Origin of the sequence: Cognatishimia activa (genome assembly GCF_026016445.1) — a bacterium.
In the GTDB taxonomy this organism is placed as follows: Bacteria; Pseudomonadota; Alphaproteobacteria; order Rhodobacterales; family Rhodobacteraceae; genus Cognatishimia; species Cognatishimia activa_B.
The window spans coordinates 3,160,705-3,186,272 of sequence record NZ_CP096147.1; the positions used below are offsets into that span (position 1 = coordinate 3,160,705).

22 protein-coding genes and 1 tRNA gene are annotated in these 25,568 nt (G+C 53.1%); 15 read left to right on the forward strand and 8 right to left on the reverse strand.

Translation table 11 applies throughout. The annotated features are described in order from the left end of the window. Positions 1-26: 26 nt before the first annotated feature. Entirely contained in the window at positions 27-881 is an 855-nt protein-coding gene (locus M0D42_RS15785) for a bifunctional helix-turn-helix domain-containing protein/methylated-DNA--[protein]-cysteine S-methyltransferase (protein WP_265019551.1), read from the reverse strand. Positions 882-1,014: 133 nt separating this feature from the next. Between M0D42_RS15785 and nth the strand changes: the two genes are divergently transcribed. Beyond that, positions 1,015-1,659: an endonuclease III gene (gene nth / locus M0D42_RS15790; RefSeq protein ID WP_265019552.1), complete on the forward strand. Its 645-nt coding sequence runs from the start codon at positions 1,015-1,017 to the stop codon at positions 1,657-1,659. Continuing rightward, positions 1,656-2,642, forward strand: coding sequence for an adenosine kinase (locus M0D42_RS15795; RefSeq protein ID WP_265019553.1), 987 nt, complete (start codon positions 1,656-1,658; stop codon positions 2,640-2,642). The genes nth and M0D42_RS15795 overlap by 4 nt, the downstream gene beginning before the upstream one ends. 245 nt (positions 2,643-2,887) lie before the next feature. On the opposite strand, the gene M0D42_RS15800 is transcribed toward M0D42_RS15795, so the two are convergent. Further along, a complete protein-coding gene (locus M0D42_RS15800) occupies positions 2,888-3,706 on the reverse strand; it encodes a sulfotransferase family protein (protein ID WP_265019554.1) in 819 nt (272 codons plus the stop codon). 148 nt (positions 3,707-3,854) lie between these two features. On the opposite strand from M0D42_RS15800, the gene M0D42_RS15805 reads away from it, so the two are divergent. Beyond that, entirely contained in the window at positions 3,855-5,432 is a 1,578-nt protein-coding gene (locus M0D42_RS15805) for a beta-1,6-N-acetylglucosaminyltransferase (protein WP_265019555.1), read from the forward strand. Between the two features lie 74 nt (positions 5,433-5,506). After that, on the forward strand, positions 5,507-5,692 hold the full coding sequence (locus M0D42_RS15810; protein ID WP_265019556.1) for a zinc-finger domain-containing protein: 186 nt from the start codon (positions 5,507-5,509) through the stop codon (positions 5,690-5,692). 30 nt (positions 5,693-5,722) lie between these two features. Here M0D42_RS15810 and M0D42_RS15815 read toward each other — a convergent pair whose 3' ends face one another. Then, positions 5,723-6,382: a histidine phosphatase family protein gene (locus M0D42_RS15815; RefSeq protein ID WP_265019557.1), complete on the reverse strand. Its 660-nt coding sequence runs from the start codon at positions 6,380-6,382 to the stop codon at positions 5,723-5,725. 203 nt (positions 6,383-6,585) lie between these two features. Between M0D42_RS15815 and fdhF the strand changes: the two genes are divergently transcribed. Further along, positions 6,586-9,360: a formate dehydrogenase subunit alpha gene (gene fdhF, locus M0D42_RS15820; RefSeq protein ID WP_265019558.1), complete on the forward strand. Its 2,775-nt coding sequence runs from the start codon at positions 6,586-6,588 to the stop codon at positions 9,358-9,360. 71 nt (positions 9,361-9,431) lie between these two features. Here fdhF and M0D42_RS15825 read toward each other — a convergent pair whose 3' ends face one another. Next, complete coding sequence (locus M0D42_RS15825; protein WP_265019559.1) at positions 9,432-9,680, reverse strand: WGR domain-containing protein; 249 nt, start codon at positions 9,678-9,680, stop codon at positions 9,432-9,434. A 222-nt stretch (positions 9,681-9,902) separates the two neighbouring features. On the opposite strand from M0D42_RS15825, the gene M0D42_RS15830 reads away from it, so the two are divergent. Next, the gene (locus M0D42_RS15830) at positions 9,903-10,775 is read left to right on the forward strand and encodes a LysR family transcriptional regulator (protein WP_265019560.1); all 873 of its coding nucleotides are present in this window, start codon (positions 9,903-9,905) and stop codon (positions 10,773-10,775) included. Between the two features lie 218 nt (positions 10,776-10,993). Here the strand turns inward: M0D42_RS15830 and M0D42_RS15835 are convergent, their stop codons facing one another. Continuing rightward, positions 10,994-11,698 (reverse strand): response regulator transcription factor, encoded by a 705-nt coding sequence (locus M0D42_RS15835; RefSeq protein WP_265019561.1) that lies wholly within the window; start codon positions 11,696-11,698, stop codon positions 10,994-10,996. Then, positions 11,695-13,614 carry a PAS-domain containing protein gene (locus M0D42_RS15840; RefSeq protein WP_265019562.1) on the reverse strand — a complete coding sequence of 640 codons (1,920 nt, stop codon included), beginning with the start codon at positions 13,612-13,614 and terminating at the stop codon, positions 11,695-11,697. The genes M0D42_RS15835 and M0D42_RS15840 overlap by 4 nt, the downstream gene beginning before the upstream one ends. A 196-nt stretch (positions 13,615-13,810) precedes the next feature. Between M0D42_RS15840 and M0D42_RS15845 the strand changes: the two genes are divergently transcribed. The 9 genes from M0D42_RS15845 to M0D42_RS15885 all read left to right on the forward strand — a co-directional run bounded on the left by M0D42_RS15845 (position 13,811) and on the right by M0D42_RS15885 (position 25,197). Then, positions 13,811-15,784 carry an AMP-binding protein gene (locus M0D42_RS15845; protein ID WP_265019563.1) on the forward strand — a complete coding sequence of 658 codons (1,974 nt, stop codon included), beginning with the start codon at positions 13,811-13,813 and terminating at the stop codon, positions 15,782-15,784. Between the two features lie 36 nt (positions 15,785-15,820). Continuing rightward, positions 15,821-16,639, forward strand: coding sequence for an ABC transporter ATP-binding protein (locus M0D42_RS15850; RefSeq protein WP_265019564.1), 819 nt, complete (start codon positions 15,821-15,823; stop codon positions 16,637-16,639). 32 nt (positions 16,640-16,671) lie between these two features. Continuing rightward, positions 16,672-17,658, forward strand: a complete 987-nt coding sequence (locus M0D42_RS15855) for a branched-chain amino acid ABC transporter permease (RefSeq protein WP_265019565.1) — start codon at positions 16,672-16,674, stop codon at positions 17,656-17,658. 46 nt (positions 17,659-17,704) lie between these two features. Then, complete coding sequence (locus M0D42_RS15860; RefSeq protein WP_265019566.1) at positions 17,705-18,781, forward strand: branched-chain amino acid ABC transporter permease; 1,077 nt, start codon at positions 17,705-17,707, stop codon at positions 18,779-18,781. Positions 18,782-18,854: 73 nt separating this feature from the next. Continuing rightward, complete coding sequence (locus tag M0D42_RS15865) at positions 18,855-20,132, forward strand: ABC transporter substrate-binding protein (protein ID WP_265019567.1); 1,278 nt, start codon at positions 18,855-18,857, stop codon at positions 20,130-20,132. A gap of 60 nt (positions 20,133-20,192) precedes the next feature. Beyond that, a complete protein-coding gene (locus M0D42_RS15870; RefSeq protein WP_265019568.1) occupies positions 20,193-21,017 on the forward strand; it encodes an ABC transporter ATP-binding protein in 825 nt (274 codons plus the stop codon). 58 nt (positions 21,018-21,075) lie between these two features. Continuing rightward, entirely contained in the window at positions 21,076-22,296 is a 1,221-nt protein-coding gene (locus M0D42_RS15875) for a phenylacetate--CoA ligase family protein (protein ID WP_265019569.1), read from the forward strand. 129 nt (positions 22,297-22,425) lie between these two features. Then, positions 22,426-24,057 carry a peptidoglycan-binding domain-containing protein gene (locus M0D42_RS15880; protein ID WP_265019570.1) on the forward strand — a complete coding sequence of 544 codons (1,632 nt, stop codon included), beginning with the start codon at positions 22,426-22,428 and terminating at the stop codon, positions 24,055-24,057. Between the two features lie 156 nt (positions 24,058-24,213). Next, the gene (locus M0D42_RS15885) at positions 24,214-25,197 is read left to right on the forward strand and encodes a Hint domain-containing protein (RefSeq protein WP_265019571.1); all 984 of its coding nucleotides are present in this window, start codon (positions 24,214-24,216) and stop codon (positions 25,195-25,197) included. Positions 25,198-25,270: 73 nt separating this feature from the next. On the opposite strand, the gene ykgO is transcribed toward M0D42_RS15885, so the two are convergent. Both ykgO and M0D42_RS15895 read right to left on the reverse strand, forming a co-directional pair. Next, entirely contained in the window at positions 25,271-25,396 is a 126-nt protein-coding gene (gene ykgO, locus M0D42_RS15890; RefSeq protein ID WP_012177066.1) for a type B 50S ribosomal protein L36, read from the reverse strand. Positions 25,397-25,468: 72 nt separating this feature from the next. Next, positions 25,469-25,543 (reverse strand) — tRNA-Val (locus M0D42_RS15895). Positions 25,544-25,568: the final 25 nt, after the last annotated feature.

The following is a 25,568-nucleotide window of genomic DNA, read 5'->3' on the forward strand; positions in this document are numbered from 1 at the left end:
TTGATGTGATCGGCGGGGAATGGCCGCTAGACAGCCTCTGTAACCTCGTTTCTGGCACTTTCGTAAGCCAGCATCGCGCGTTTGACCGGCAGACCCCAATGATACCCTCCAAGCCCGCCTGTCTTTCTCAACGCGCGGTGGCATGGGATAACCCAGCTGATCGGGTTGCGCCCGATGGCGCTTGCCACAGCTCTGACAGCCTTTGGACTTCCGATCGTCTCTGCAATTTCCGAATAGGTGCTGACCTGCCCTTCGGGAATAGACACCAGCGCTTCCCAGACTTTGATCTGTAATGCGCTGCCCATCAGGAAAACAGGCGTCTGACTAAGCGTTTCGGGACCTCCAAAGGCGGCGGCCGCGAGTGGGCGAATAGACATGGGATCTTCGATGAAGCGTGCTTTTGGCCAGCGCGACAGCATATCTGACATTGCGGCTTCGCTGCCCGTTTCAGCAGCAAAGGCAATGCCGCAAATCCCCTTGGTGGTGGCCATAACCAAAGCTTCGCCAAATGGGCTTTCACACCAGCCCCAGAAAACCTCTAGACCTTCACCGCCGCGCGCGTATTCACCGGGGCTCATGGCCTCCCAACGTTGAAAGAGATCGTGCAGGCGTCCGGTGCCGGACAAGCCCACTGACTGGGCGGTTTCCAATGTGGTGAAGTGTTCATTGAGCAGGGCCTTGGCGTGGCCAAGCGTAAGATATTGCTGCAGTTTCTTAGGTGAGACCCCGGCCCATTTGGAAAACAGTCTTTGAAAATGTGCAGGACTCATCCCCATGGCCGAGCTTAAGTCGTCCAATGACATGTTCTGCCCGCCCTCATCGATCAACTCGATCGCGCGGCGGATCACCCCGTAATGATAGCTCTGTTCCATGTCAGTCATGATGATCTCCTTGGCTCCAATTTAGGGTCAGAGCGCATCACAATCGACCCGAATGCTGCGGTTTTGGGCACTGAACGTTGAAATTCAACGGTAGTCAATCTAAGCCCTTTGGGCGCAACGAGGCGGGACACAAATGGCCAAGCAGCTAGATTATCATACGATCCGAGAGATTTTCACGCGGTTCCGCGAGGACGCACCAGAGCCCAAAGGTGAATTGGATCACGTGAACGCCTATACGTTGGTGGTGGCTGTGGCGCTGTCCGCACAAGCGACAGACAAGGGCGTGAACCGTGCAACGGCGGAACTGTTCAAAGTTGCTGATACGCCGCAGAAGATGCTCGACCTTGGGGAAGAGGCTCTGATTGATCACATTAAGACGATTGGTCTCTATCGCAACAAGGCCAAGAACGTGATGAAGCTTTCAAAGATCCTCGTCGAAGACTACGGCGGCGAGGTTCCGAATTCTCGTGCGGCCTTGGAAAGCCTTCCGGGTGTAGGGCGCAAAACGGCGAATGTGGTGTTGAACATGTGGTGGCGGCACCCGGCGCAGGCTGTGGACACGCATATCTACCGGTTTGGCAATCGGTCGGGTGTATGTCCGGGAAAAGATGTTGTGGCCGTCGAACGTGCGATTGAAGATCACATTCCCGCCGATTTCCAATTGCATGCGCATCACTGGATGATATTGCACGGCCGGTACACCTGTAAGGCACGAAAACCCCTTTGCGGCACTTGTTTGATCCGCGATCTCTGCATGTTTGAGGAAAAGAACCTATGAGTAAGTATCAGGTTGTCGGCATCGGCAACGCCATCGTGGATGTAATCAGTCAATCTGACGATAGCTTCCTGGACCTGATGGGCATCCAGAAGGGGATCATGCAGCTCGTTGAAAAAGAGCGCGGTGAACTCCTCTACGGCGCGATGACAAATCGCGTTCAGGCTCCGGGTGGTTCAGTTGCAAACACGCTCGCAGGTCTTGGTAATCTCGGATTGACCACCGCTTTCATCGGTCGTGTTAATGATGACGCGTTGGGCAAGTTCTATGCTCAGGAAATGGTCGCAGGGGGCACGGATTTCCCGAACGCGCCGGTTGCGGGCGGTGAGTTGCCAACATCTCGCTCCATGATTTTTGTATCACCAGATGGTGAGCGTTCGATGAACACCTACTTAGGTATATCGTCCGAGGTTGGACCAGAGGATGTGGCCGACGATGTCGCTGGCCAGGCGCTGATCCTGTTCCTTGAAGGCTACCTCTATGACAAACCTAAAGGCAAAGAGGCCTTCGAACGTGCTGCGGCTCTGTGTAAAGCGGGGGGCGGTAAAGCGGGCATCTCTTTGTCTGACCCATTCTGTGTGGATCGTCACCGCACTGACTTCCGTCGGTTGGTACGCGAACTCGACTATGTGATCGGGAATGAACATGAGTGGAAATCGCTTTATGAAACCGATGATCTGGGCTTTGCGCTGGAAACCGCGGCATCGGAGTCCGGTTTAATTGTGTGCACCCGCTCAGGTCACGATGTGGTCCTAGTTCAAGGCGACGAGCGCGCCACAGTTCCCGTGAACGAAATAGTGCCTGTTGATGCGACGGGTGCCGGGGATCAGTTCGCGGCTGGCTTCCTTTACGGCTACGCAACTGGTCAAACGCTGGAGGTATCCGGGCGCATGGGCTGCATTGCAGCAGCAGAGGTCATCAGTCATTTCGGTGCCCGCCCGGAAACCGACCTTAAAGCGCTCTTTCGTAAAGAGGGGCTTCTCTGACCGCAGTGGTAAAAGGAGAACTTTGTTTTAAGTATTTGAACCAAAAAAGAAGCACAAAGTGCGCTCTTTTCAGGCCGGTCGAGCTGATGCCGATGCTTACCTGAAAAGAGCGTCTTCTCTTTGGACGGTCATCGGCTCCTCAGCCTGTGCCGCAGGCCTCAAATAGCAAAACAAGCTTAACAAACCCTTTTTCTTTTTGGCAGAAATACCTGGGGTGAGGCCGAAGGCCGAAGGGCAGCTCCCCCTTAGTCTCCGAGTTTTGCGTGAATCTCATCCAGATCTATCTCGCCAATCGGCAGCTTATTACCGGGATTGTCAGCATCGTATTTAAACAGCTCAAAGTCGCGTTTGTAGATCTCATAAACCAAGTGCATCGACAGATCGTCGAAGTAGTCTTCGATCGGATGCGCGCGTTTTGGGCCATGGCCTTCTGATTCATTGAACCGTGGCACGTCAGCCAAATCGATGGCATGGGGCATCTCAATATTGTCGAGAACGCTTTGCATGCCTTCGTTAAATTGTTCGGTCCAGAAAATTTTGTTGTATCGACCACCATTCACAATGAAAGTGGAGACATGTCCGGAACTTGCGGACCAGTGAATGTCCGGATCCATTGGGCGCCGCCAGCGGATGGTGTCGCGCGCAAATAGCAAAAAGCGACGGAAGCTTTTGATCTGGTCAAATTCCTCTTTACCATCGTCGCCGCCAACTTCGATGCCGTACTTCTGAATGAGCATCGGCACCAGATTTCCGCGATAGCGTCTTCCGTTGCGTTGAATGCCGCAGATTTTGTCGAAAAAGGAACTTAGAATGCGAGAATACGGGTTTCGTACACAGGTGAACGCATAGGTTTCACCGCCGTGGACTACGTCACTGATCGAATTCTTGCTGCCGTCATGGGCCCACTTGTGCAGACCTTCCTTCGCATCATGAATATCGCCATCAAAATATTCGCCGTGATCGGTGTAATACATGATCTGGCCGATCGTCGAGCACGCGCATTTTGGAACGACGCGATAAACGACGCTCTGACTTTCTGTCATCCAGGTGCCCGGGAATCCCATATTCTATGCCTCCGGTTATCGGCAGCTTAAATTCTTCAAGCCACACACTTATTTAATCTTTAAAAAACCAAATTATCGCGGTTTATTCAATCTATGTTCACCTGTAATAGGTAAACAATCGGGTTAAAGTAGGGTTACAGTTTCCGCAATGGCAAAGATCGCATTTATCCTTCTCTGCCATAAAGATCCCGAAGCGATTATCCAGCAAGCGCAACGCTTGACGGCCACTGGCGATTGCATGGCGATCCACTTCGATGCCAGCGCCAAACCCGAATATTTTCAGCAAATTCAAGAGGCTCTGGGCGATAATCCTAATGTGACTTTCGCCACCAAACGCATCAAATGTGGTTGGGGAGAGTGGTCTTTAGTGCAGGCGACGCTTTATGCCATCGAGGCTGCGTTGCGTGATTTTCCGCGTGCGACGCATTTTTACATGCTCTCAGGCGATTGCATGGCGATTAAGACTTCGGAATTCGTGCACGACTATCTGGATGATCACGATTGCGACTTCATCGAGAGTTTTGATTTCTTCGAAAGCGACTGGATCAAGACCGGCATGAAAGCCGAGAGGCTGATCTATCGTCACTTCTTCAATGAACGTGTGAACAAGAAACTGTTCTACGCTTCGTTTAATTTGCAAAAGCGGCTTGGATTATCGCGCTCCATTCCAAATGACATCCAAGTTCAGATTGGCAGCCAATGGTGGTGTCTGCGGCGACCAACGATGGAAGCCGTTATGGAGATGGTCAAATCGCGTCGTGATGTTGTTCGGTTTTTCAAAACTACCTGGATCCCGGATGAAACATTCTTTCAAACCATCGTCCGCCACCTGATCCCGGGTGATGAGATCAACTCCCGCACGCTTACATTTCTGATGTTTACCGACTATGGGATGCCGTTGGTTTTTTATAATGACCACTATGACCTGCTTCTGAATCAGGATTACCTCTTCGCCCGTAAGATCAGCCCGGAAGCAGTCGAGCTAAAAGAACGGCTTGGGAAACTCTACGCCGCAGAGGGTGTAGAATTTAAGATATCAGGCGAGGGCCCGAGCCTTTTCAAATTTGTAACGGGTCGTGGTCGCGTTGGACGTCGCTTTGCAAATCGGTTCTGGGAGACAGAAGCGACGCTGGGTCGCGAGCGTGAACTCATGATCTTGGTCTGTAAGAAATGGCATGTGGCTAAGCGGCTGCTTGCGAAGATCAAACAAGAAACCAATATACCAGCTATTGACTATCTCTTTCAGGAAGAAGACACGGATCTGCCTGATCTGGGTGGAATTCAATCCACCATCGAAAAGCGAACACGTCACCGGCGCGCACTGATCCGAATGTTATTTGATTACTTCCAGACAAATCGGATGATCATTTGTATGGATCCCGGTTCACTGGACCTTTTGCATGATTTCTACAGTGATCGATCTACGACACGGGCGCTGGAGGTTCAGTGCAGTTATTCTGAAGAATATCTGAAGGGGCATGCAAGTAGAATTGGGTTGGCTGGGGAGCAAACGCCTCAGGAAACATTCAATCGCATCTTACCTACAATCAAACGTGATATTGAAGACGAAAGCGACGCTATTCGCGACGCAGACTTTGAAAATTACGAGCGCATTCGTGAGGTTGATGAGATCGGCGACTTCCTGAAACCGGTCATGAATTTCCTCACAGTCAGCGAAGACAAGGCGCGGGAAATTGCAACAACGCCGCATCTATTTGCGGACTAGGACACGACCCTTGCTCCGTTGAAGGCTTTCACGCATATTCCGCGATATGACAAAGCCGACGAGGGGACACAGCCATGTCAATTGATGCACCTGAGACAAAGATCGTCGACAACTATCGCATTTCCTGCGATGGCGGTGAGGGCGCGTTGGGGCACCCACGCGTTTGGCTGAGTATCCCGCGAGACACTGGCGTTGTGGAATGCGGATATTGTGACTGCAAATACATCCACAAAGACTTTGTCAAAGAGGACGCGGCTTAAACACTAGAGGCGTCTCTTTGCGCGCTTACTCTAGATAAAGGTCTTGGCTTCGTGACGATCGGGTGTGTCCAAATGCGGCACAGCGTTGAATTGAGTGATATGTCGGCGTCCTGCGATAGGTTGCCAAGTATGCACCGACGTATTGAGCGTTGCCAAACAAGTTTGCGTCCAGGATTGAAGATCAAAACCGAGGCTGTGTCGGATTGCGGTGCTGATGAAGCCCCCTGACGTGACGATCAAGGCAGGCCCGTCACCAGCTGCAATGTGATCCATAACTTCAGTGACGCGATTGAAGAAAGAAGCATAAGATTCGCTGACATCCTCCAAAATATTGCTTTCCCATTTTTCGAGTAGTTCACACAGCAGAACTGCAAACTCTTCCTGAGTTTGCGGGTTCACCGCACCAAACTGGCGCTCGTAGGCCGCTCGTAGCGAATAATACGGGAATTCATTCAAGCGGGCATCTTCGACCACTTCGCCAAATCGCGCTGCTCCGAGGCTTTCCGCTGTCTGTAAGTGGCGTTTGAGAGTGCCGCTGTAAACTCTTGCAAACTCTTGACCTGCTTGGATAAAATGCTCACCCAGCCACCTTGCCTGCTGATGGCCGAGTTCTGAAAGTTGGTCATAGCCCGCTTCATCCGTGGCATGGGTATTAGCCTGTCCGTGGCGGATTAGGGTCATATGGGTCATATCGCGCTCCTATTGAGTTTTCAGTATTCGCCTCGGCGCGTATCGAAAAGGGGAAATTTGTGGTCGGATAATTTTGTCCGCGATCGGAAATTTGTGACACTGAATTGGGGCTGCTTGGCGCGAAATGCGCTTTTGGCGTCGCGAAAGAAACCTTTGCGTCAATGCGGGATGCGGTAGATTGAAGGTCAACGATGGAGTCTTCGATGTCCGAGCAAGTCACATTCACTCTGGATGGCCAGCAAGTGACCGCCGAAAAAGGCGAAACAATTTGGGAAGTTGCCAATGGTCGGGTGCTGGTGATTCCGCACCTCTGCCACAAACCAGCACCAGGGTATCGCCCAGACGGCAATTGCCGCGCCTGTATGGTTGAAATTGAAGGCGAACGCACTTTGGCAGCCTCCTGTATTCGCGAACCATCCGAAGGCATGGTTGTGACAACCAACTCTGCCCGCGCTGAAACCGCTCGCAAGATGGTGGTCGAGATGCTCGTGACCGACCAGCCAGAACGTGAAGAAGCACACGACAAATCCAGCCACCTTTGGGATATGGCGGATTTGAACGGCGTGTCTGAAAGCCGTTTCCCCAAAATGGAAGAAGGCCGCATACCGCTCCTTGACGACAGCCACGTTGCGATGAAAGTCAATCTGGACGCCTGTATTTCCTGCAGCCTTTGCGTTCAGGCCTGCCGTGAAGTTCAGGTGAACGACGTGATCGGAATGGCTGGCCGTGGCCATGACGCCTATCCAACCTTTGACATCGCTGATCCAATGGGTGCCTCCACCTGTGTGGCTTGCGGCGAATGTGTTCAGGCCTGCCCAACCGGCGCTTTGATGCCAGCGGCTGTGGTTGATGAAAACCAAGTCGGCGATAGCGCTGATTTTGACAGCGAAACCGAAAGCGTCTGCCCGTTCTGTGGCGTTGGCTGCAAAGTCAGCCTGAAGGTCAAAGACGGCAAGGTGAAATACGTAGAGGGCATCAACGGTCCAGCAAACGAAGGCCGCCTGTGTGTTAAAGGTCGCTTTGGCTTTGACTACATTCACCACCCGCACCGTCTGACCAAACCTCTGATCCGCCGCGATGATGCGCCAGCCAAAGGCCTGAACGTCGATCCGGGTGATCTGTCTACGCACTTCCGTGAAGCGACTTGGGAAGAGGCATTGGATCTGGCCGGCAAACGGCTCGTTGAGCTGCGCGATCAGGATCCGAAATCCGTTGCGGGCTTTGGTTCTGCGAAATGCACCAACGAAGAGGCCTACCTTTTCCAAAAGTTCATCCGTCAGGGGTTCAAACACAACAACGTCGACCACTGTACACGGCTGTGCCATGCTTCATCTGTCTCTGCGCTGATCGAAAACGTTGGGTCTGGTGCTGTTACAGCAACCTTCAACGAGATCGAAAACGCGGATGTGGCGATCATCATCGGTGCGAACCCAATTGAAAACCACCCGGTTGCGGCGACCTATTTCAAACAGTTCACCAAACGTGGCGGAAAGCTGATCGTCATGGACCCACGTGGCGTGGGCATGCGTCGCTTCGCGGCTGAAATGCTGCAATTCCGTCCGGGTGCTGACGTCTCGCTGCTGAACGCGATCATGAACGTGATCGTCGAAGAAGAGCTTTATGACAGCCAGTATATCCATCGCTGGACTGAAAACTGGGAAGCTGAAAAGGAACACCTGAAGGCCTTCAGTCCTGAAAAGATGACCGAAATCTGCGGCATCGAACCTGATCAAATTCGCCGAGTGGCGCGCATGTTTGCAAAAGCAAACGCTGGTCTGATCTTCTGGGGTATGGGTGTGTCTCAGCACATCCACGGGACGGACAACTCGCGCTGCCTGATCTCGTTGGCGCTTATGACCGGCAACGTGGGTAAACCGGGCGCGGGTCTGCATCCGCTGCGTGGCCAGAACAACGTTCAAGGTGCGTCTGATGCAGGCCTGATCCCAATGTTCCTGCCTGACTATCAGACAGTTACGAGTGATGATGTACGTAAGAGCTTCACTGATGTCTGGGGCGGTGGTGATTTTTCAGACGAGAAAGGTCTGACCGTCACCGAAATCGTGGACCAAGCCTACGCCGGCAATATCAAAGGCATGTATATTCAGGGTGAAAACCCGGCAATGTCAGACCCTGATGTTGATCACGCTCGCGACGCTTTTGCAAAGCTTGAGTTTATGGTTGTGCAAGACATCTTCCTGACCGAAACCGCAAACTTTGCAGACATCATTTTGCCAGCCTCTGCGCTTTATGAAAAGAACGGCACTGTCAGTAACACCAACCGTCAGGTTCAGCGTGTGCGTCCCGCGGTTGCCCCTCCGGGTGAGGCGCGTGAGGACTGGTCGATCACCGTTGATCTGGCAAAACGCATTGGCCTGCCTTGGGACTACAAGGACGTTTCCGAAGTCTTTGCCGAGATGAAGCTCAATATGAAGAGCCTCGACAATATCACCTGGGATCGTCTGAAGACTGAAACAGTGACTTATCCGTCGCTCAATGAGACCGATCCGGGTCAGCCAATTGTGTTTGGTGATGGCTTCCCACGTCCAGATGGCCGCGCGCGCTTTACACCTGCGTCTGTCATCCCACCGGATGAGGCACCGGATGCCGAATACCCGATGATCATGACCACTGGCCGCCAGCTGGAGCATTGGCACACTGGGTCGATGACCCGTCGTTCCATGGTGCTGGACAGTGTCGAGCCAGAGGCTAACTGCTCGCTGAACCCGCGTACGCTTAAGATGATGGGTATCGAACCCGGTGACATGATCCGTCTGACCACACGCCGTGGATCGATTGAGATCATGGCACGTGCGGACCGCGCGATTGCGCAGGATATGGTCTTTGTACCCTTTGCTTATGTGGAAGCTGCGGCAAACGTGCTCACCAACTCTGCCATCGATCCTTATGGTAAGATCCCAGAGTTCAAATTCTCTGCCGTACGCGTTGAGAAAATCGAAGCGCAGGTGGCCGCCGAATAGTCGGCTACCTTCTTCTTTTTGTCAAAAATACTTCCGCCGGAGGCATCTGAGATGTCCTCCTGCGGTGAGGCTTATATGACGGCCAAAGCCCGGTCCAATCGCGCATATCCACGGCGTTGCGCGCGTCGACGGCGTCGATCAGCCTCTAAGGATGCTTCTCGGAGATTGGTAAATGTCGCTCGGGTTTCGCGCGCCTTACCACCGGCGATGCCCCATTCAGACATGACAGCGATATTGTCGAAGAGGTCGTATGCGATTTCGACCCTATAAAACCTAGGTCGGCGCGCCTTGCGCTGGCGATAAAGCAAACAAATGGCCATGTGTCGCCTGTAACCCCCTTTTAACCCCACCCCATAGCTACCGCGCCCGAATCGTCGAATCAAGAGTCCGCGATGCCAGGGCTCGTACAAAGAACTGTCGGGAGCGATTGGGAAGCCGCTTATTTGTAGGGCGAATCCCTTGATGTGAGGGGCATCGTACTTAGGTAATAAAAAATTTTCGCAGGCGCCAAACGAGACCTGCTTATGTGCTTGGAGAAGCCTATGTCAGCGCATTGGGACGATTTGAAAACAGTGATGCATTTGGTGCGAGGCGGGTCGTTGGCCAATGCAGCAGATGCCTTAGGGGTGTCGTACACAACCGTGGCCCGACGCGTGAAGCGGGCCGAAGATGATCTTGGTATTCAGCTCTTTGACCGGCTAGCGGATGGCTATCAGGCAACCGAAGCCGGGGAGACCGTAGCGCGCAAGGCTGCGGCCATGGAAACCGAAGAGATGGATTTGCTGCGCAATCTTATTGGGTCCGAACAGGTTGTTTCGGGCACCCTCACGATCACCGCGCCGCAGCTTCTTTGCTCCACACACCTCATTCCAGTTTTTAAGGAATTTTCTGAGAAATACCCCGAGGTTGAACTGCATGTGCGTTCTGACAGCGCTTTGCTCGATCTCAATCGGCGCGAGGCAGACTTAGCAATTCGCGTGAGCGACGCACCAGGGGATAGCCTGACCGGTCGCGTGCTTAGCCGTCAGGAAAGCCTGGCCTTTGGCAATGCGGAGTGGGCGGAACGACTAGCGACGAACGTGAATGAGCCGGTGCCCTGGATTATCCCTGAACGTATTCCGCCGGCATTTAAGAAATACATTCCAGAAATTCCCAACGAAAATATTGTTCTACGTTCCGATGATATGGTGACCATGATTGAAGCTGCGCGCGCTGGGATGGGGGTGGTCATGTTACCAACGTTTCTGGGACGGAGTAGGCCCGATCTCCACGAATTGCAGATTTGCGATCCCATGACATTTCCAGAAATTTGGGCGGTCGCGCATCGAGATATCTGGCGTTCCGCACGTGTAGCAGCGTTTCGCGAGATTTTGATCCCTCATTTTAAAAAGCACGCCCATCTCTTCGTGGCATAATTCGGAAAAACAAAGCCCCCGCATGCGATGCGCAGCGGGGGAGTGGGAGTGACTTTCCCCGGAACGTTACTGAGGCAGACGGACCGAGATTTCCGATCTTGGAAGAGGAAATGAGTCTGAGATCTCCGATACCCTCAATCTACAACAATACCGGGTGAATTTCTAGATGTAGTGGGTTTCAGGTTGAAATACGCCGCATATTGGGCAGATATCCGCCGTTACTGCCAGCTGACATCTCCAAGAAAGATGTAGCCAGCCCCGTAGATGGTCTTGATCAATTGCGGATTCTTGGGGTCTTCTCCCAACTTTGAACGTAGCCGAGAGATACGAACATCCATCGCACGGTCAAAGCTTTCCCCGGCAACCCCGCCTAAGGTTTCTTGCATTTGTGATCGGCTGATCAGACGCTTCGGGCTGTCTAGGAAAAGCCGCAAGACTTCCGCTTCTGCGTGGCTAAATGGGGTCTTCTCGCCCTTGTTATCTTCCAGAAAATACCCATCAAAATTCGCGACCCAACCGTTGAACGTCGCAATATTTGAATGGCTCGGCGCAGCAGCGCGATCTTTGCGTAAATGAGCACGAACACGTGCGACAACCTCGGCTGGATCGAAAGGTTTGATGATGTAGTCATCAGCCCCAAGTTCCAAGCCAGTCACTCGATCCTGTACCTGAGCGCGGCCAGAGATGATGATCACAACCGCGCCTTGCTCAAGCGCTAGTCTGTGGACCAATGTTAGCCCGTCTTTATCTGGCAGACTTAGATCAACTAAGCACACCTCAGGGGCTGATTTGCGGAGGCTTGCTTCAAACTCTGTTGCGCGCGCGAAACTCATTGTTCGAAAGCCCGCCTCCTCCAGAGCTTCGGACAATATTTGGCGGATCTCTGGTTCGTCATCCAAGATTGAAACAAGCGGTTTGATCATGCGTCGTCCTCGGGTGTCAGAAACCGCAGTAGTGCGTCAGACGTGAATGGTTTGCGGATGACTGGAGCGCGTGCGGCACCTTCCAGATACAGTGGATGGCTCTGAGCGAAGCTCGTCATCAAATAGATGGGTAGTTCATGGTGTTTAACTTTCTCCACCAGATCAACTCCGGTGGCGTTACCTTCGACCTTTATATCAGACAGAATCATAGAAATGCCCGGCACATGGTCCAGCAACATTAGTGCTTCCTCGACGCTTGTTGCCTCGATCACCATATAGCTTTGTGCAATCAGCATATCGCGAATTTGCCCTCGCAATTCCGGATCATCCTCAACTAACAAAGTCAGTCCAGGTGTGTGATCTCCACGAATGCGGCGCAGTGGCAATCGTAACATGACCCGCGCTCCGCCTTCTGGCGCGTTGGCAATTCGGACCTCGCCGCCAACCATCTTCGTCATGTCATAGACCATGGGAAGGCCAAGGCCTGAGCCTTCGCTGCCTTTCGTGGTGAAGAATGGATCAAGCGCCTTTGTTAGCGCTTCTTCAGAAAATCCTTCGCCTGTATCCGTCACCGATATTTGCAGCCAAGTATCCTTGATGATTTCGCCGTGGATACAGATTTGCCCTGCTCCCTTGCAGGCGTCGCGTGCGTTCAGGATCAAATTCAAAAGACTGTCCTGCAGCATCCCAGGATCGAGCAAAATTTGTTCATCTGGGATTTCATTAATCAGCTCCAGCTCAATCGAACGCGACAGGCTTGGCCTAGCGAGTGTCTGAATGTCTGAAAGCAGCTTGCCCACAATTGAGGCCTTCATCTGCGGTGCGCGCTGGCTGGTCATGTCCGCAAGCCGGTTTAGCAGCTTGCCCCCGCGACGCGCGGCCTTAAGCGTTCCGTCGATTAGTTCTTTGGCTTCATCAGGCAGCTTCATCTTTTCCATCTTGCCCTGCATGCCAAGGATAATGGTCAAGAGATTGGAAAAATCATGCGCCAGCCCGCTTGTCATTTGAGCTGCAATTTCTCTTCGACGAGTCTGCTGCAGGGCTGCGCGTGTTTGAGTCTCTTCCGTGACATCCATTGAAAGGATGTAAGCTCCGCGATGCTCGTCATCTTCGCTATCAGGCGTCAGTGCTAGGCGGATGCGACGCGTGCTCATCGGATCATTGAACTCGAACACCTGTGGTGATCCATCGAGTGCTGCCGCTAAGTGAGTTGAGATGATTTCATAGGTTTCTATACCCAGAGTATCGCCGATATGGGCTCCTACAATGTTGCTAGGTCGCCCTGGCATCACCGCAGAAAGGCGGCGATTGGAGTATGTATAACAGCGATCCGGACCGACATGTGCAATGTGCGCGGGCATCATTTCAGCCGTGAGACGCATGCGGGCTTCGCTTTCAGTGATCTGTCGCTTGGCTTCCTCAAGGGCAACGACGGTGCTTTCCAATTCGCGGTTTGCGCCTGAAAGCTCCTCTGCGTAACGGATCAACTGATCGGAGAGTTCTTCGGACTTAGACCGGAGCAATTCCTCCTGTCGTTTGGCACGGGTGATATCGGTATATACGGCGATCCAGCCTCCGTCAGGAAGCGGGCTGCCTTCCACGCTGATCCATCGACCGTTAGATCTTTGTCGCTCCATGTAGTGCGGCTCAAAATCCTTAGCGAGTTCGACACGCTGGCGCACCATTTCATCTACAGAGCCATCATTCCCGTACTCGCCGCGCTCAACAAGGTGGCGAATAATGTCCTCAAACTTAGATCCGGCTTCCGTAAGGTGTTGAGGGACTTCGAACATTTCTCGGAATTTGGCGTTCGCGACGACCAGTTTTAGGTCGCTGTCGTAGATCGAAAGCGCCTGTTGGATCAGGTTCAAACCGGCCATCGTCATGGCATGTCTTATGTCTCGATGGACTGACATTCTCTCCTCCTATCTTCATGGCTAGCACTGGAATACTCGTTTCGAAAAGGGCGAAATTGCGCTTGTTACAATTCGTAAGGATTGGGAAATGATCCCGAAAAAGTTGACGGGCTATGATGGGTTCGCACCTAATGAAAGGGGGAGAATCGCACCAGCGATTCAGCCCACGATTGTGGGCCTTAGGGAGGAATAGAATTTGACTAAGTCGTCAGAGGCGACCGATGGGCTTGTGTCCATCCCCGCGCTCTTGAAGCGGAATGTCGAGCAATTCGGCAAAAAAACCGCTTATCGAGAGAAAGAATTCGGAATTTGGCAGACCTGGACTTGGGCGGAAACCGAGAAAGAGATTGAAGCCCTAGCGCTCGGTCTTCTCAATCTTGGTGTCGCAGAAGGGGACTTTGTCGCCATCATTGGTCGAAACCGTCCGTATTTTTATTGGGCAATGGTTGCCATTCAATCCATCGGCGCGGTGCCCGTCCCGATGTATCAAGACAGTGCTGCAGAAGAGATGGCACATGTTCTGGCAAACTGTGGCGCAAAATACGCCATCGTGGATGACCAAGAACAGGTGGACAAAGTCATCGACGTGCGCGAGCAGCTCGATAGCTTTGAGCATATGATCTATGTCGATCCGCGTGGCTTGCGGAAGTATGATCATCGCAAGTTGCACGAATATTCTCATGTTCAGGATCAAGGGCGCGCAGCCTATGATGAGCTGATCGGAGAGCTGAATAACCGTCGTGACCAGCTGACCTTAGAGAGCACCTGCGTGATGCTCTACACCTCTGGCACAACGGGTAAGCCAAAGGGCGTTGTTCTTTCGAACCGCAACATTATCAAGACAGCTCAGAACTCCAGCCATTTTGACCATCTGCACAAAGATGAAGAGATTTTGGCCTATCTTCCGATGGCGTGGGTTGGTGACTTTATCTTCTCCATTGGGCAGGCTTATTGCACAGGCTTTACCGTCAATTGTCCTGAGTCAGTTGAGACGATTGCTACGGATCTTCGCGAAATCGGGCCTACCTATTTCTTCGCGCCGCCAGCCATTTTCGAAAAGCATCTGACCGAAGTGATGATCCGCATGGAAGACGCGGGCAAGTTCAAACAGTGGCTCTTTCGCCGCTATATGGATCACGCCAAGAAGGTGGGCCCAGCCATACTGGATGGGAAACCTGTCAGTTTCGCGGACCGCCTGAAATACAAACTTGGTGAGCTTTTCGTATATGGGCCACTGAAAAACACACTTGGATTTTCGCGTGTACGTGTCGGCTATACGGCCGGCGAAGCGATTGGGCCGGAACTCTTTGATTTCTATCGTTCTTTGGGTATCAACCTGAAGCAGCTTTATGGTCAGACCGAGGCTTCGGTGTTCATTACCGTTCAGCCAAACGGCGAAGTGCGTGCCGATACCGTGGGTGTGCCTGCGCCAGATGTTGAGTTGCGTATCGAAGATAGTGGCGAGATTTTCTATCGCTCACCCGGGGTCTTTGTTGAGTACTTCAACAACCCGGACAGCACAGCATCAACCAAAGATGCTGAAGGCTGGGTCGCGACAGGAGATGCTGGCTTCATCGACGACAAGTCTGGCCACCTGCGCATCATCGACCGCGTGAAAGACGTCGGTAAACTTGCCGATGGTTCCATGTTTGCGCCGAAATATGTTGAGAACAAACTGAAGTTCTATCCTGACATTCTGGAAGCCGTGCTGTTTGGCAATGGCAAAGATCGCTGCGTCGCCTTCATCAATATCGACTTGACGGCTGTCGGGAACTGGGCTGAGCGCAATAATATTGCCTATGCATCTTATCAAGAACTGGCGGGGCATCCCAGGGTCCTCGACACAATTCAGTCCCATGTTGAGGCCGTGAACCGGTCGGTTGCCGAGGACCCAATGCTGTCGGGATGTCAAATTCATCGCTTCCTTGTTTTGCACAAGGAACTCGATGCGGATGACGGTGAAATGACGCGCACCAAGAAAGTACGCCGCAAGATTGTCGAAGAGAAATTCGCCGATCTCGTGACCGGGCTATACGACGGATCCCCTGAAATCAGCACAGTGACGGAAGTGACCTATGAAGATGGTCGCAAGGGTAGCATCAGCGCGACGCTTGAACTGCGGAATGCAACTGTGGCGCCAGCCGTTCAGCACAAGGTGGCCGCAGAATGATGGGGACAGAATTCAAGACTATGAAGGAGGTGCATCATGCTTGATGCCTCTGACAGCTACGTAACAGATGACGGCCGCACGATTGGCGGTGTGGTCATGGAGATGAAAAACATCACCCTGCGCTTCGGGGGCGTGGTGGCCATCAAAGATATCAGTTTTGATATTCGCCAGGGTGAGATCCGTGCCATCATCGGGCCGAACGGGGCCGGTAAATCCTCGATGCTGAACGTCATTTCAGGCTTTTACAATCCACAGGAAGGTCAGGTCTACTACCAAGGTAAACTGCGCCCTCAAATGCGGCCCTATCAGGTTGCGCGCCAAGGTATCGCGCGGACCTTTCAGAATATCGCTCTGTTTGAAGGTATGACGGTTCTGGACAACATCATGACTGGTCGCCTGCACCACACAAAGTCAAGCATCTGGTCACAGGCGCTATGGAAGGGTAAGGCGGAACGCGAAGAAGTCGCCAACCGGGAAGTGGTTGAAAAGATTATCGACTTCCTCGAGATCCAGTCAATTCGCAAGACCCCCGTTGGGCGTCTTCCATATGGCCTGAAAAAACGGGTTGAACTGGCGCGTGCTTTGGCGGCAGAGCCATCCATCCTGCTATTGGATGAGCCGATGGCCGGCATGAACGTTGAAGAAAAAGAGGACATGAGCCGCTTTATCCTCGACGTGAACGACGAGTTCGGGACCACCATCGCTCTGATTGAACACGATATGGGCGTGGTCATGGACCTGTCTGATCGCGTTGTTGTGATGGATTACGGCAAGAAGATCGGGGACGGCACCCCGGATGAAGTGCGCAACAACCAGGACGTCATCGACGCCTACTTGGGAGTGGCACATGACTAAGCAAATTCACGTCATTTTTGGAGGCCGTCACAATGCCTGATCAACTGATTTTCGGCATGGAAGTGTTCCTGAACGGTCTGATGGCCGGGGTTCTCTATGCGCTCGTCGCTCTGGGGTTTGTGTTGATCTACAAGGCCTCAGGTATCTTTAACTACGCCCAGGGTGTTATGGCGCTGTTCTCAGCTCTGACATTGGTTGGCATCATGGAAGGGCAAATCCCCTTCGCCCATCTGATCAACGCGATCTTTGGGACAGAACTTCATCACTTTGGTTGGCATGTACCCGCGGTACTCGCGATTTTGCTGACTATGGCTGTGATGGTTCTGCTGGCGATCTGCGTGCAAAAATTCGTCTTCCGCCATTTGGTGGGGCAAGAGCCGATCATTCTTTTCATGGCGACTATTGGCCTAGCCTATTTCCTTGAAGGTGTCGGTGACATCATGTGGGGGTCTGAGATTAAGAAGCTGGATGTTGGGCTGCCCCAGGGCATCAACATCGCCATCGATGAAGCAACCTATGGGATCTTTGGTTACGGCTTCTTCATCGATAACCTCGACATCGTCGCCACAATCATCGCAGCGCTGCTGGTTGGCGCGCTGGTCATCTTTGCTCAGTACACCAAACAGGGCCGTGCCATGCGCGCAGTGGCCGATGATCACCAAGCAGCACTGTCGGTGGGTGTATCCCTAAATTTCATCTGGGTCATGGTCTGGTCCGTTGCAGGTTTCGTGGCTCTGGTTGCGGGCATCATGTGGGGCACCAAGTCCGGTGTTCAGTTCTCGCTGTCTCTGATCGCACTGAAAGCTCTGCCGGTTCTCATGCTCGGTGGCTTCACCTCGATCCCTGGCGCCATCATTGGCGGTTTGATCATCGGTGTGGGCGAGAAACTCTTTGAGTTTGCAGTGGGTCCGCTCGTGGGCGGCGCAACCGAAAACTGGTTCGCCTATGTGCTCGCGCTGATCTTTCTCGTGTTCCGTCCACAAGGCCTCTTTGGGGAGAAAATCATTGAACGTGTGTGACCCCAAATCCGTGACTTATAACGCAACCTCTGTGGAGTTTTGAGAGATGTTCTATCGTGAAGCGGGCGATTTCAAAACGTCCTATGCAGAAGACAACCAGACCTTTCCGATCAAGTTCGACCGGTATCGGTACTATGCGGTCCTGTTCGTTGGATTTGCCATCGTTCCGTTCCTGATCAACGACTACTGGGTCAATGCGATCTTCCTGCCGTTCCTGATCTATTCGATCGCGGCAATCGGCCTGAACATCCTGACCGGCTACTGCGGTCAGGTGAGCCTGGGTACTGGCGGCTTCATGGCTGTAGGGGCCTATGGCTGCTACAAACTGATGACGGCCTTTCCGGAGGTCAGCATTCTGATCCACGTCATTTTGGCGGGGGGCATTACTGGACTGGTCTGTGTCCTTTTCGGTTTGCCATCCCTGCGCATCAAAGGATTCTACCTCGCAGTGGCGACGCTCGCGGCGCAGTTCTTCTTGGTGTGGCTCTTTAACCGGGTGCCATGGTTCTACAACTACTCAGCATCAGGTCAGATCAACGCACCAGAGCGTACAATCTTTGGCATTGAAGTCACCGGCCCGAATACTGAAGCCTGGGCGACCTATCTCTTCTGTCTTGTGATCCTGACGGTCTGCGCTTTGGTGGCGCGGAACCTGACACGCGGCATGCAGGGTCGTCAGTGGATGGCAATCCGCGACATGGACATCGCGGCGGAAATCATTGGTGTGAACCCACTGAAAGCAAAGATTTCAGCCTTTGCAGTCTCAGGTTTCTTCGTCGGTATCTCCGGTGCGCTGTTCTTCGCTGTCTATCTTGGCGCGGTGGAAGTGGGTGAAGCCTTTGGCATCAACAAGTCGTTCCTAGTGCTCTTCATGATCATCATCGGCGGTCTTGGCTCGATCTTTGGCAGCTTCGCTGGGGCAGCCTTCCTCGTTCTGCTGCCGGTGCTTTTGAAGAACCTGCTGGTGGGAGCGCTGGGCTGGCCGACCGACCTCGCAGCACACCTTGAATTCCTAATTATCGGCGCATTGATCATCACGTTCCTTGTCGCCGAACCCCATGGCCTCGCCCAACTCTGGCGCGTTGCCAAGGAGAAACTACGGCTGTGGCCCTTCCCGCATTAAGGCGGGGCCAAAGCCAACCAATTAAGGGGGAGGAGCCCCTGATAATCGGACAAACCAATGGGAGGAGAACCCGATGAAGAAACTAACAACTCTCGCAGTAGGTGCCTTGATGGCAGCCTCGCCTGCGCTGGCCGATCTGGTCATCCCAGATCTCAGCTATCGCACAGGCCCTTATGCGGCTGGTGGCATTCCGTTCTCTGATGGCTACCAAGACTACTTTACCCTGCTCAATGAGCGCGATGGCGGCATTGGCGGCGAGAAGGTGCGCATCGTTGAATGCGAAACCGGCTTTAACACCGAAAAAGGTGTGGAGTGCTATGAGGCGACCAAAGGCGAAGGCGCTCTTGTCTATCAACCGCTGTCCACAGGCATCACCTATCAGCTGATCCCAAAAGCAACGGCTGACGGTATTCCTATCCACTCCATGGGCTATGGCCGGACTTCTGCGAAAAACGGTCAGGTTTTCCGCAATGTCTTTAACTACCCTGTGAACTATTGGGATGGTGCCTCCATCGCAGTGAAGCACCTTCTGGACGAGAATGGTGGTAGCCTGGATGGCAAGAAAATCAGCCTGATCTACCACAACTCTGGATACGGTAAGGAACCAATCCGTACGCTCGAAGCACTGTCTGAAAAGCACGGTTTTGATTTCAAAGCGCTGGCTGTGGATCACCCGGGCCAAGAGCAGAAATCACAGTGGCTGCAAATCCGCCGTGAGCGCCCAGACTATGTTCTGATGTGGGGCTGGGGCGTGATGAACCAGGTCGCAATTCAAGAAGCCGCGAACATCCGTTTCCCAATGGAGAAGTTTGTCGGCATCTGGTGGTCCGGCGCAGATCATGACGTTCTCCCATCTGGCGACAAGTCAAACGGCTACAAATCGTTGAACTTCAACGGCGGTGGTGAAATGCCAGTTTTGGCTGAAATTCAATCGATGGTTGCGGACAAAGGCCTCGCGGCTGGTGATGGTTCCAATATTGGCAACGTGATTTACCGTCGTGGTCTTTACGCAGCGATGCTGGCGCAGCTGGCTATCGAAAAGGCGCAGGGCATCCACGGTGTCAGCGACATCACCCCTGCGATGATGCGTGATGGCATGGAAGCACTGGAAGTTACCAACGCACGTATGTCTGAACTCGGTATGCCAAATATCGGTCCAGAGTTCGCGGTTTCCTGTGAAAACCATGGCGGTCCTGGCACTGCCGTTGTCCAGCAATGGGATGCTGCAAACCAGAGCTGGAATGTGATCACCGACTTTATCTCCTCCGATGGAGACGTGATCGCGCCACTGATCGAAGCCGACTCTGCTGGTTACGCTAGCGAGAATGGCATCACAGCTGGTTGCAGCTAACCCAGTTGGTCCGGCCGCGTCTGTGGCCGGACCCATTTCAAGAGACCAGAAAGAGCCAATATGTTCGACGCGGCCCCAAATGACGAAGCCCTGCTAGAGGTCAACAATATCGAGGTGATCTACAATCACGTGATCCTCGTCTTGAAAGGTGTCAGCCTGACCGTGCCAAAGGGCGGTATTACAGCTTTGCTTGGCGGCAACGGCGCCGGAAAAACCACCACGCTTAAAGCGATCTCAAATCTACTTCACTCTGAGCGTGGAGAAGTGACCAAAGGCTCGGTTAACTACCGAGGAGATCGCGTTCAGGATCTTGATCCCGCTGCACTTGTGAAGCGTGGCGTCATTCAAGTGATGGAAGGCCGCCACTGTTTCGAGCACCTGACTGTCGAAGAAAATCTTCTGACCGGTGCTTACACCAGGACCGATGGTAAGGGTGCTGTCCAAAAAGACCTTGAGATGGTCTACCACTATTTCCCGCGCCTGAAGGAGCGTCGCAAATCTCAAGCGGGCTACACATCTGGCGGTGAACAACAAATGGTTGCCATGGGACGCGCCTTGATGAGCCGCCCGGAAACCATCCTTCTTGATGAACCTTCGATGGGTCTTGCTCCGCAACTGGTCGAGCAGATCTTTGAGATCGTGAAATCGGTCAACGAAAACGAAGGCGTGACCTTCTTGCTGGCCGAGCAAAACACCAACGTAGCACTGCGTTATGCCCACTACGGTTACATTCTAGAGTCGGGTCGCGTGGTTATGGACGGCCCAGCCGCGGAGCTTCGTGAGAACCCTGACGTTAAAGAATTTTACCTCGGCATGTCCGATGAAGGGCGCAAATCCTTCCGTGACGTGCGTTCATATCGTCGCCGCAAACGTTGGCTCAGCTGATCTTCTTGCACCACTTTCACAATCCACCGGTAAATAACCCCAAGAGAAAGAACACTTTATGAGCCGCTATTTTGATCAGCTGGAAACGCGCTCTTCGGACCAACGGGCAGAGGATATTGCTGTCGCGTTGCCTGCACAGATCGCGCGCGCGAAGGTCCTGTCAGGCTATGCGGCGACATTTGCCAATGTGGACCCGTCAACCATCAAGAGCATTGATGATCTTGCTACACTTCCGGTGCTCCGCAAATCTGACTTAGTGGCGGCACAGCAAAAGCAACGACCTCTTGGCGGCTTTAACGCGCGCGCTGCTCAGGAATTTGAGCATCTCTTTCAGTCGCCAGGACCAATCTACGAACCCGGTGGGATCGGTGATGATTGGTGGCGCATGGGGCGTTTCCTGCATGCCTGTGGAATTGGCAAAGGTGATGTTGTTCAGAACTGCTTTGGCTATCACCTCACCCCGGCAGGGATGATATTTGAAAATGGTGCACGAGCAGTGGGCGCAGCAGTTGTTCCTGCAGGGACCGGTCAAACCGAGTTGCAAGTGGAAGCTGCTGCTGCGCTGGGCTCGACGGCCTACGCCGGTACGCCAGACTATCTGAAGGTGATTTTGGATAAAGCGGATCAATTGGGTGTCTCGCTGCAATTCAAGAAGGCTGCAGTTGGCGGCGGGGCGCTTTTCCCCAGTCTTAGAGCCTACTATGAGGATCGCGGCATCGCTTGCTTGCAGAGCTATGCTACGGCTGATCTAGGAAATATCGCTTACGAAAGCGATGCCAAAGAAGGCATGATCATAGATGAGCATGTCATCGTTGAGATTGTGACGCCCGGAACTGGAATTCCTGTTGCGCCGGGGCAGGTCGGTGAAGTTGTTGTGACGACGCTGAACCCTGACTATCCGCTTATTCGTTTCGCGACAGGCGATCTGTCGGCTGTGATGCCGGGCGAAAGCCCTTGTGGGCGCACCAATACCCGCATCAAAGGCTGGATGGGCCGAGCAGATCAGACAACAAAGATCAAAGGCATGTTTGTGCGCCCCGAGCAGGTGGCCGCACTAGTTGCACGCCATGATGACGTCTCAAAGGCGCGTGTGGTTGCCAGCCGTGAAGGCGAAAGTGATGTGATGACCGTTCGTTTGGAAACCGAAGCTTCTGATGATGCCTGTTATGCTGACAGCGTCGTTGGGCTGCTCAAGTTGAAAGGGCGTATCGAGATCGTTGCGCCGGGCTCGTTGCCCAATGATGGCATCGTGATCGAAGATCAGCGTAAGTACGATTAATCCTCCCGCAGTTACCTCCCTAGGCGCTAAATAACGGGAAATTCCCCGTTATTTAGCGTCATCTTTGTTTTTACAGTCAAATTGCGCCACACTGAGCGCAGGGATGCTGAAACATTGGTGGAGGGGCATATGCGCTTTTTCTGGACGGTTTTGGCCGCGGTTCTCATGTTGATCGGCGGGCCTTCGGTGGCCAAAGACTTGGCTTTGGTTGTAGATCAGCAAGACCATCGGCGGCTCTCTGACCTTAGACGGGATAGCCGTCTTCAGCTTATGATGAGCTCACTTGAGCAAGCGGGGTTCGAAGTCTCCCTTGCAAGGGATGCCACAATAGGTGAACTTCGCGCTGCCGCATTTTCATTCGATACAGGTGCTCAGGGCAATGCGGATCGCATTGTCATCCTTTTGCGCGGTCACCTTGTTTCAGATGGGCGAGATACTTGGCTTATGGGGCAAGAGGTCTCCAGTCCTGACCGTTTTGACATTGGAAGCAAGGGACTCCCTTTGAGTGTCTTTGAAACGATTCTTGGTGCTGCCGCTGGGCGTGCTGTTTTAGCTGTGATTGATGATCCGAGGCCACTTACCGATCTGGTTGATCTCAATGCAGGGGCTGGCGAGTTAGCAATGCCGCAAGGAGCGACGCTACTACGCGGAGACAGTGTGCAAATGGGCCGTTCTTTCGGAGTATTGTTGCAAGACGGGGCTACAACATTTGACGTTTCAGAGCTGGATGGGGGCGCTGCTGTTTCAGGATTTATCTCTGATGCGATTGCCTTTGAGAAAACCACAACGTCTTCCTCAGAACCATCACAGGATATGGGCGAAATCGCTTATTGGAGCGCTGTGCGCGATATCGGAACCGAGGAGGCGCTGAATGCTTACCTGAACAGATTTCCGAATGGATTGTTTGCCACAGATGCACGCCGTCAAATACAGGCACGTGTCGATGATCAAGAGGCGCGCATCAAAGCAGCAGAGCAGGCATTGGGCCTCAATCGTGACCGTCGCCGTTCCATCCAACGTGATCTTGCTCTTTTGGGTTATGACCCACGGGGGATCGATGGGGTATTTGGTCCAGCCTCGCGGCGAGCAATTGCAGCTTGGCAGTCCGATCAGGGTTTAGAGCCACACGGTTTTCTCGATCGTGACCAGCTCTCTTTGATGCAGGAATTTGCTTTGCGTCGAGCTGCAGAGCTTGAAGAAGAGGCGCGTCGTCGTCGGGAAATCGAAGAAGCAAGAGATCGCGCGTTTTGGCAAGATAGCGGCTCACGTGGCACGGAAGAGGGTTATCGCAGATATCTGCAGTCCTTCCCGGATGGCATTTTCTCTGACATAGCCCAATCGGCTTTATCTGATATTGAAGAGGAACGCCGGGCAGCTTTGAATGCGCAAGAAAGAGCAGCTTGGGACATCGCTCAGGACGACAATTCTGTCGAATCCTATCAGCGTTTTCTTGTGGAGTTTCCACGTGGCGAATTCGCTGACGTGGCGCGGGCACGCATTGATGAGCTTCAACGGGATGAGCAAGATCGCGAAGCTGAACAGCAGTTTTCAGCAATGGAGCGAGCAGTTGCCGGAAGCACAGCTGCCCGTTTACTGATCGAACGCAGGTTGACGGATCTTGGACTACAACCCGGTCAAATTGATGGGGAGTTCACCCGTGAATCTCGTCGCGCATTGCGGCGATTTCAGAAGGCGCGTGGGTTGGAGGTCACCGGATATGTCGATCAGCCAACCATGGTGCAGTTGCTCCTCGGTCGGTAGTTTTAGCTGACAAATTTGGGACAATTCAGACATTAAAAAGAGGTATCATTTTGATGCCTCTTTCTTGCCACAGTCTCGTGGCAGCCTCAATTTTATTAAAAAAAACGCGGACGAAAGAAATTTGAACCGCGGATCGAGTGGTGAAAGGAGCGGAATATGCCCGCTACATATCTTGACCAATTTTGGGTGATTGACCCGTATTCCCCGCCTGCGGCAGGGACCACATTAACTGTGCAAAAATATGAGCTGGTCGACAATGACGACGATGGGGACGTCGGAGGTGACGGTGGCGATACCATTAATGGCATCGACGTAGATCGTGCTTATCCCGGTGACACGGTCACCGTAGACAATGGCGACGGAAGCACCACCACGATCACAGGCATTACTTTTTACCTGACAGATGGAACGCGTGTTTTCACCCCGACAGATGGCAGTGTCTTGGATGATCTAGAGCTCGTTTCTACGACCTGGGTCTCTGGCACGGGTGACCTTGATGTAAATGACCTTGGCCCCCCATGTCTGGTGGCAGGCACACATGTTGAGACCCCTGATGGCATGATGCGGGTAGAAGATCTGAGCCCGGGTATGTCAGTGGTTGGTCAAGACGGTCGCCTTTTGACATTGCGGATGGTTCTTCACACCGATTTCAACGGCCGCGAACTTGCTGAAAATGATAAACTGCGCCCTGTGCGCATTGTGGCCGGTGCACTTGGCAATGGTTTGCCGCGTCGGGATCTCCTCGTTTCTCGCCAGCACCGTGTGGTTGTGTCTACGCAATCGGTTTTGCAGATGTTCGGATGTGACGAAGTACTAATGCCTGCAGCGCAATTGTTGCCTTTGGCAGGGTTCTATGTCGATACGGAGTTTGAAAGTGTGACTTACTATCACCTAGTCTTCGATCAGCACGAAATCATCTACGCAGAAGGTGCGGCCACGGAGAGTCTCTACACAGGTGAAGAAGCTCTGAAATCCGTATCTGATGAAGCGCGTGAAGAACTGATGGCCATGTTCCCGGACTTGACTTTGGCCCATTGCGCAATGGAACCAGCGCGCGTGATCCCGAAGAACACGCAGCAAAAGACATTGGTTGAGCGAATTAAGCGAAATCCGCAAAACCCCATCCAACGACTTGGATGAGTTTCTGAGATACGAAAAGAAAAAGGCCGCTCCTACATGGAGCGGCCTTTTAAATTTCTCGGTGGCGTCGAGCTTAGCCCTGACGCGCTTTGAACCGGCGTTGCGTTTTGTTGATCACATAAACGCGGCCCTTACGGCGCACAACACGGCAGTCGCGGTGACGCTGCTTGAGCGAGCGGAGCGAGTTCTTGACCTTCATGGCAATCTCCTCATTTCGCGGCGCGACGTGCGCCTGGTTAATCGGGCACCCCAGAGTGGGGCAATGAATTCATGGTGGGCGATACTAGGATCGAACTAGTGACCCCTTCGATGTCAACGAAGTGCTCTACCGCTGAGCTAATCGCCCATGACACCTTTGCGAAACAGCCCTT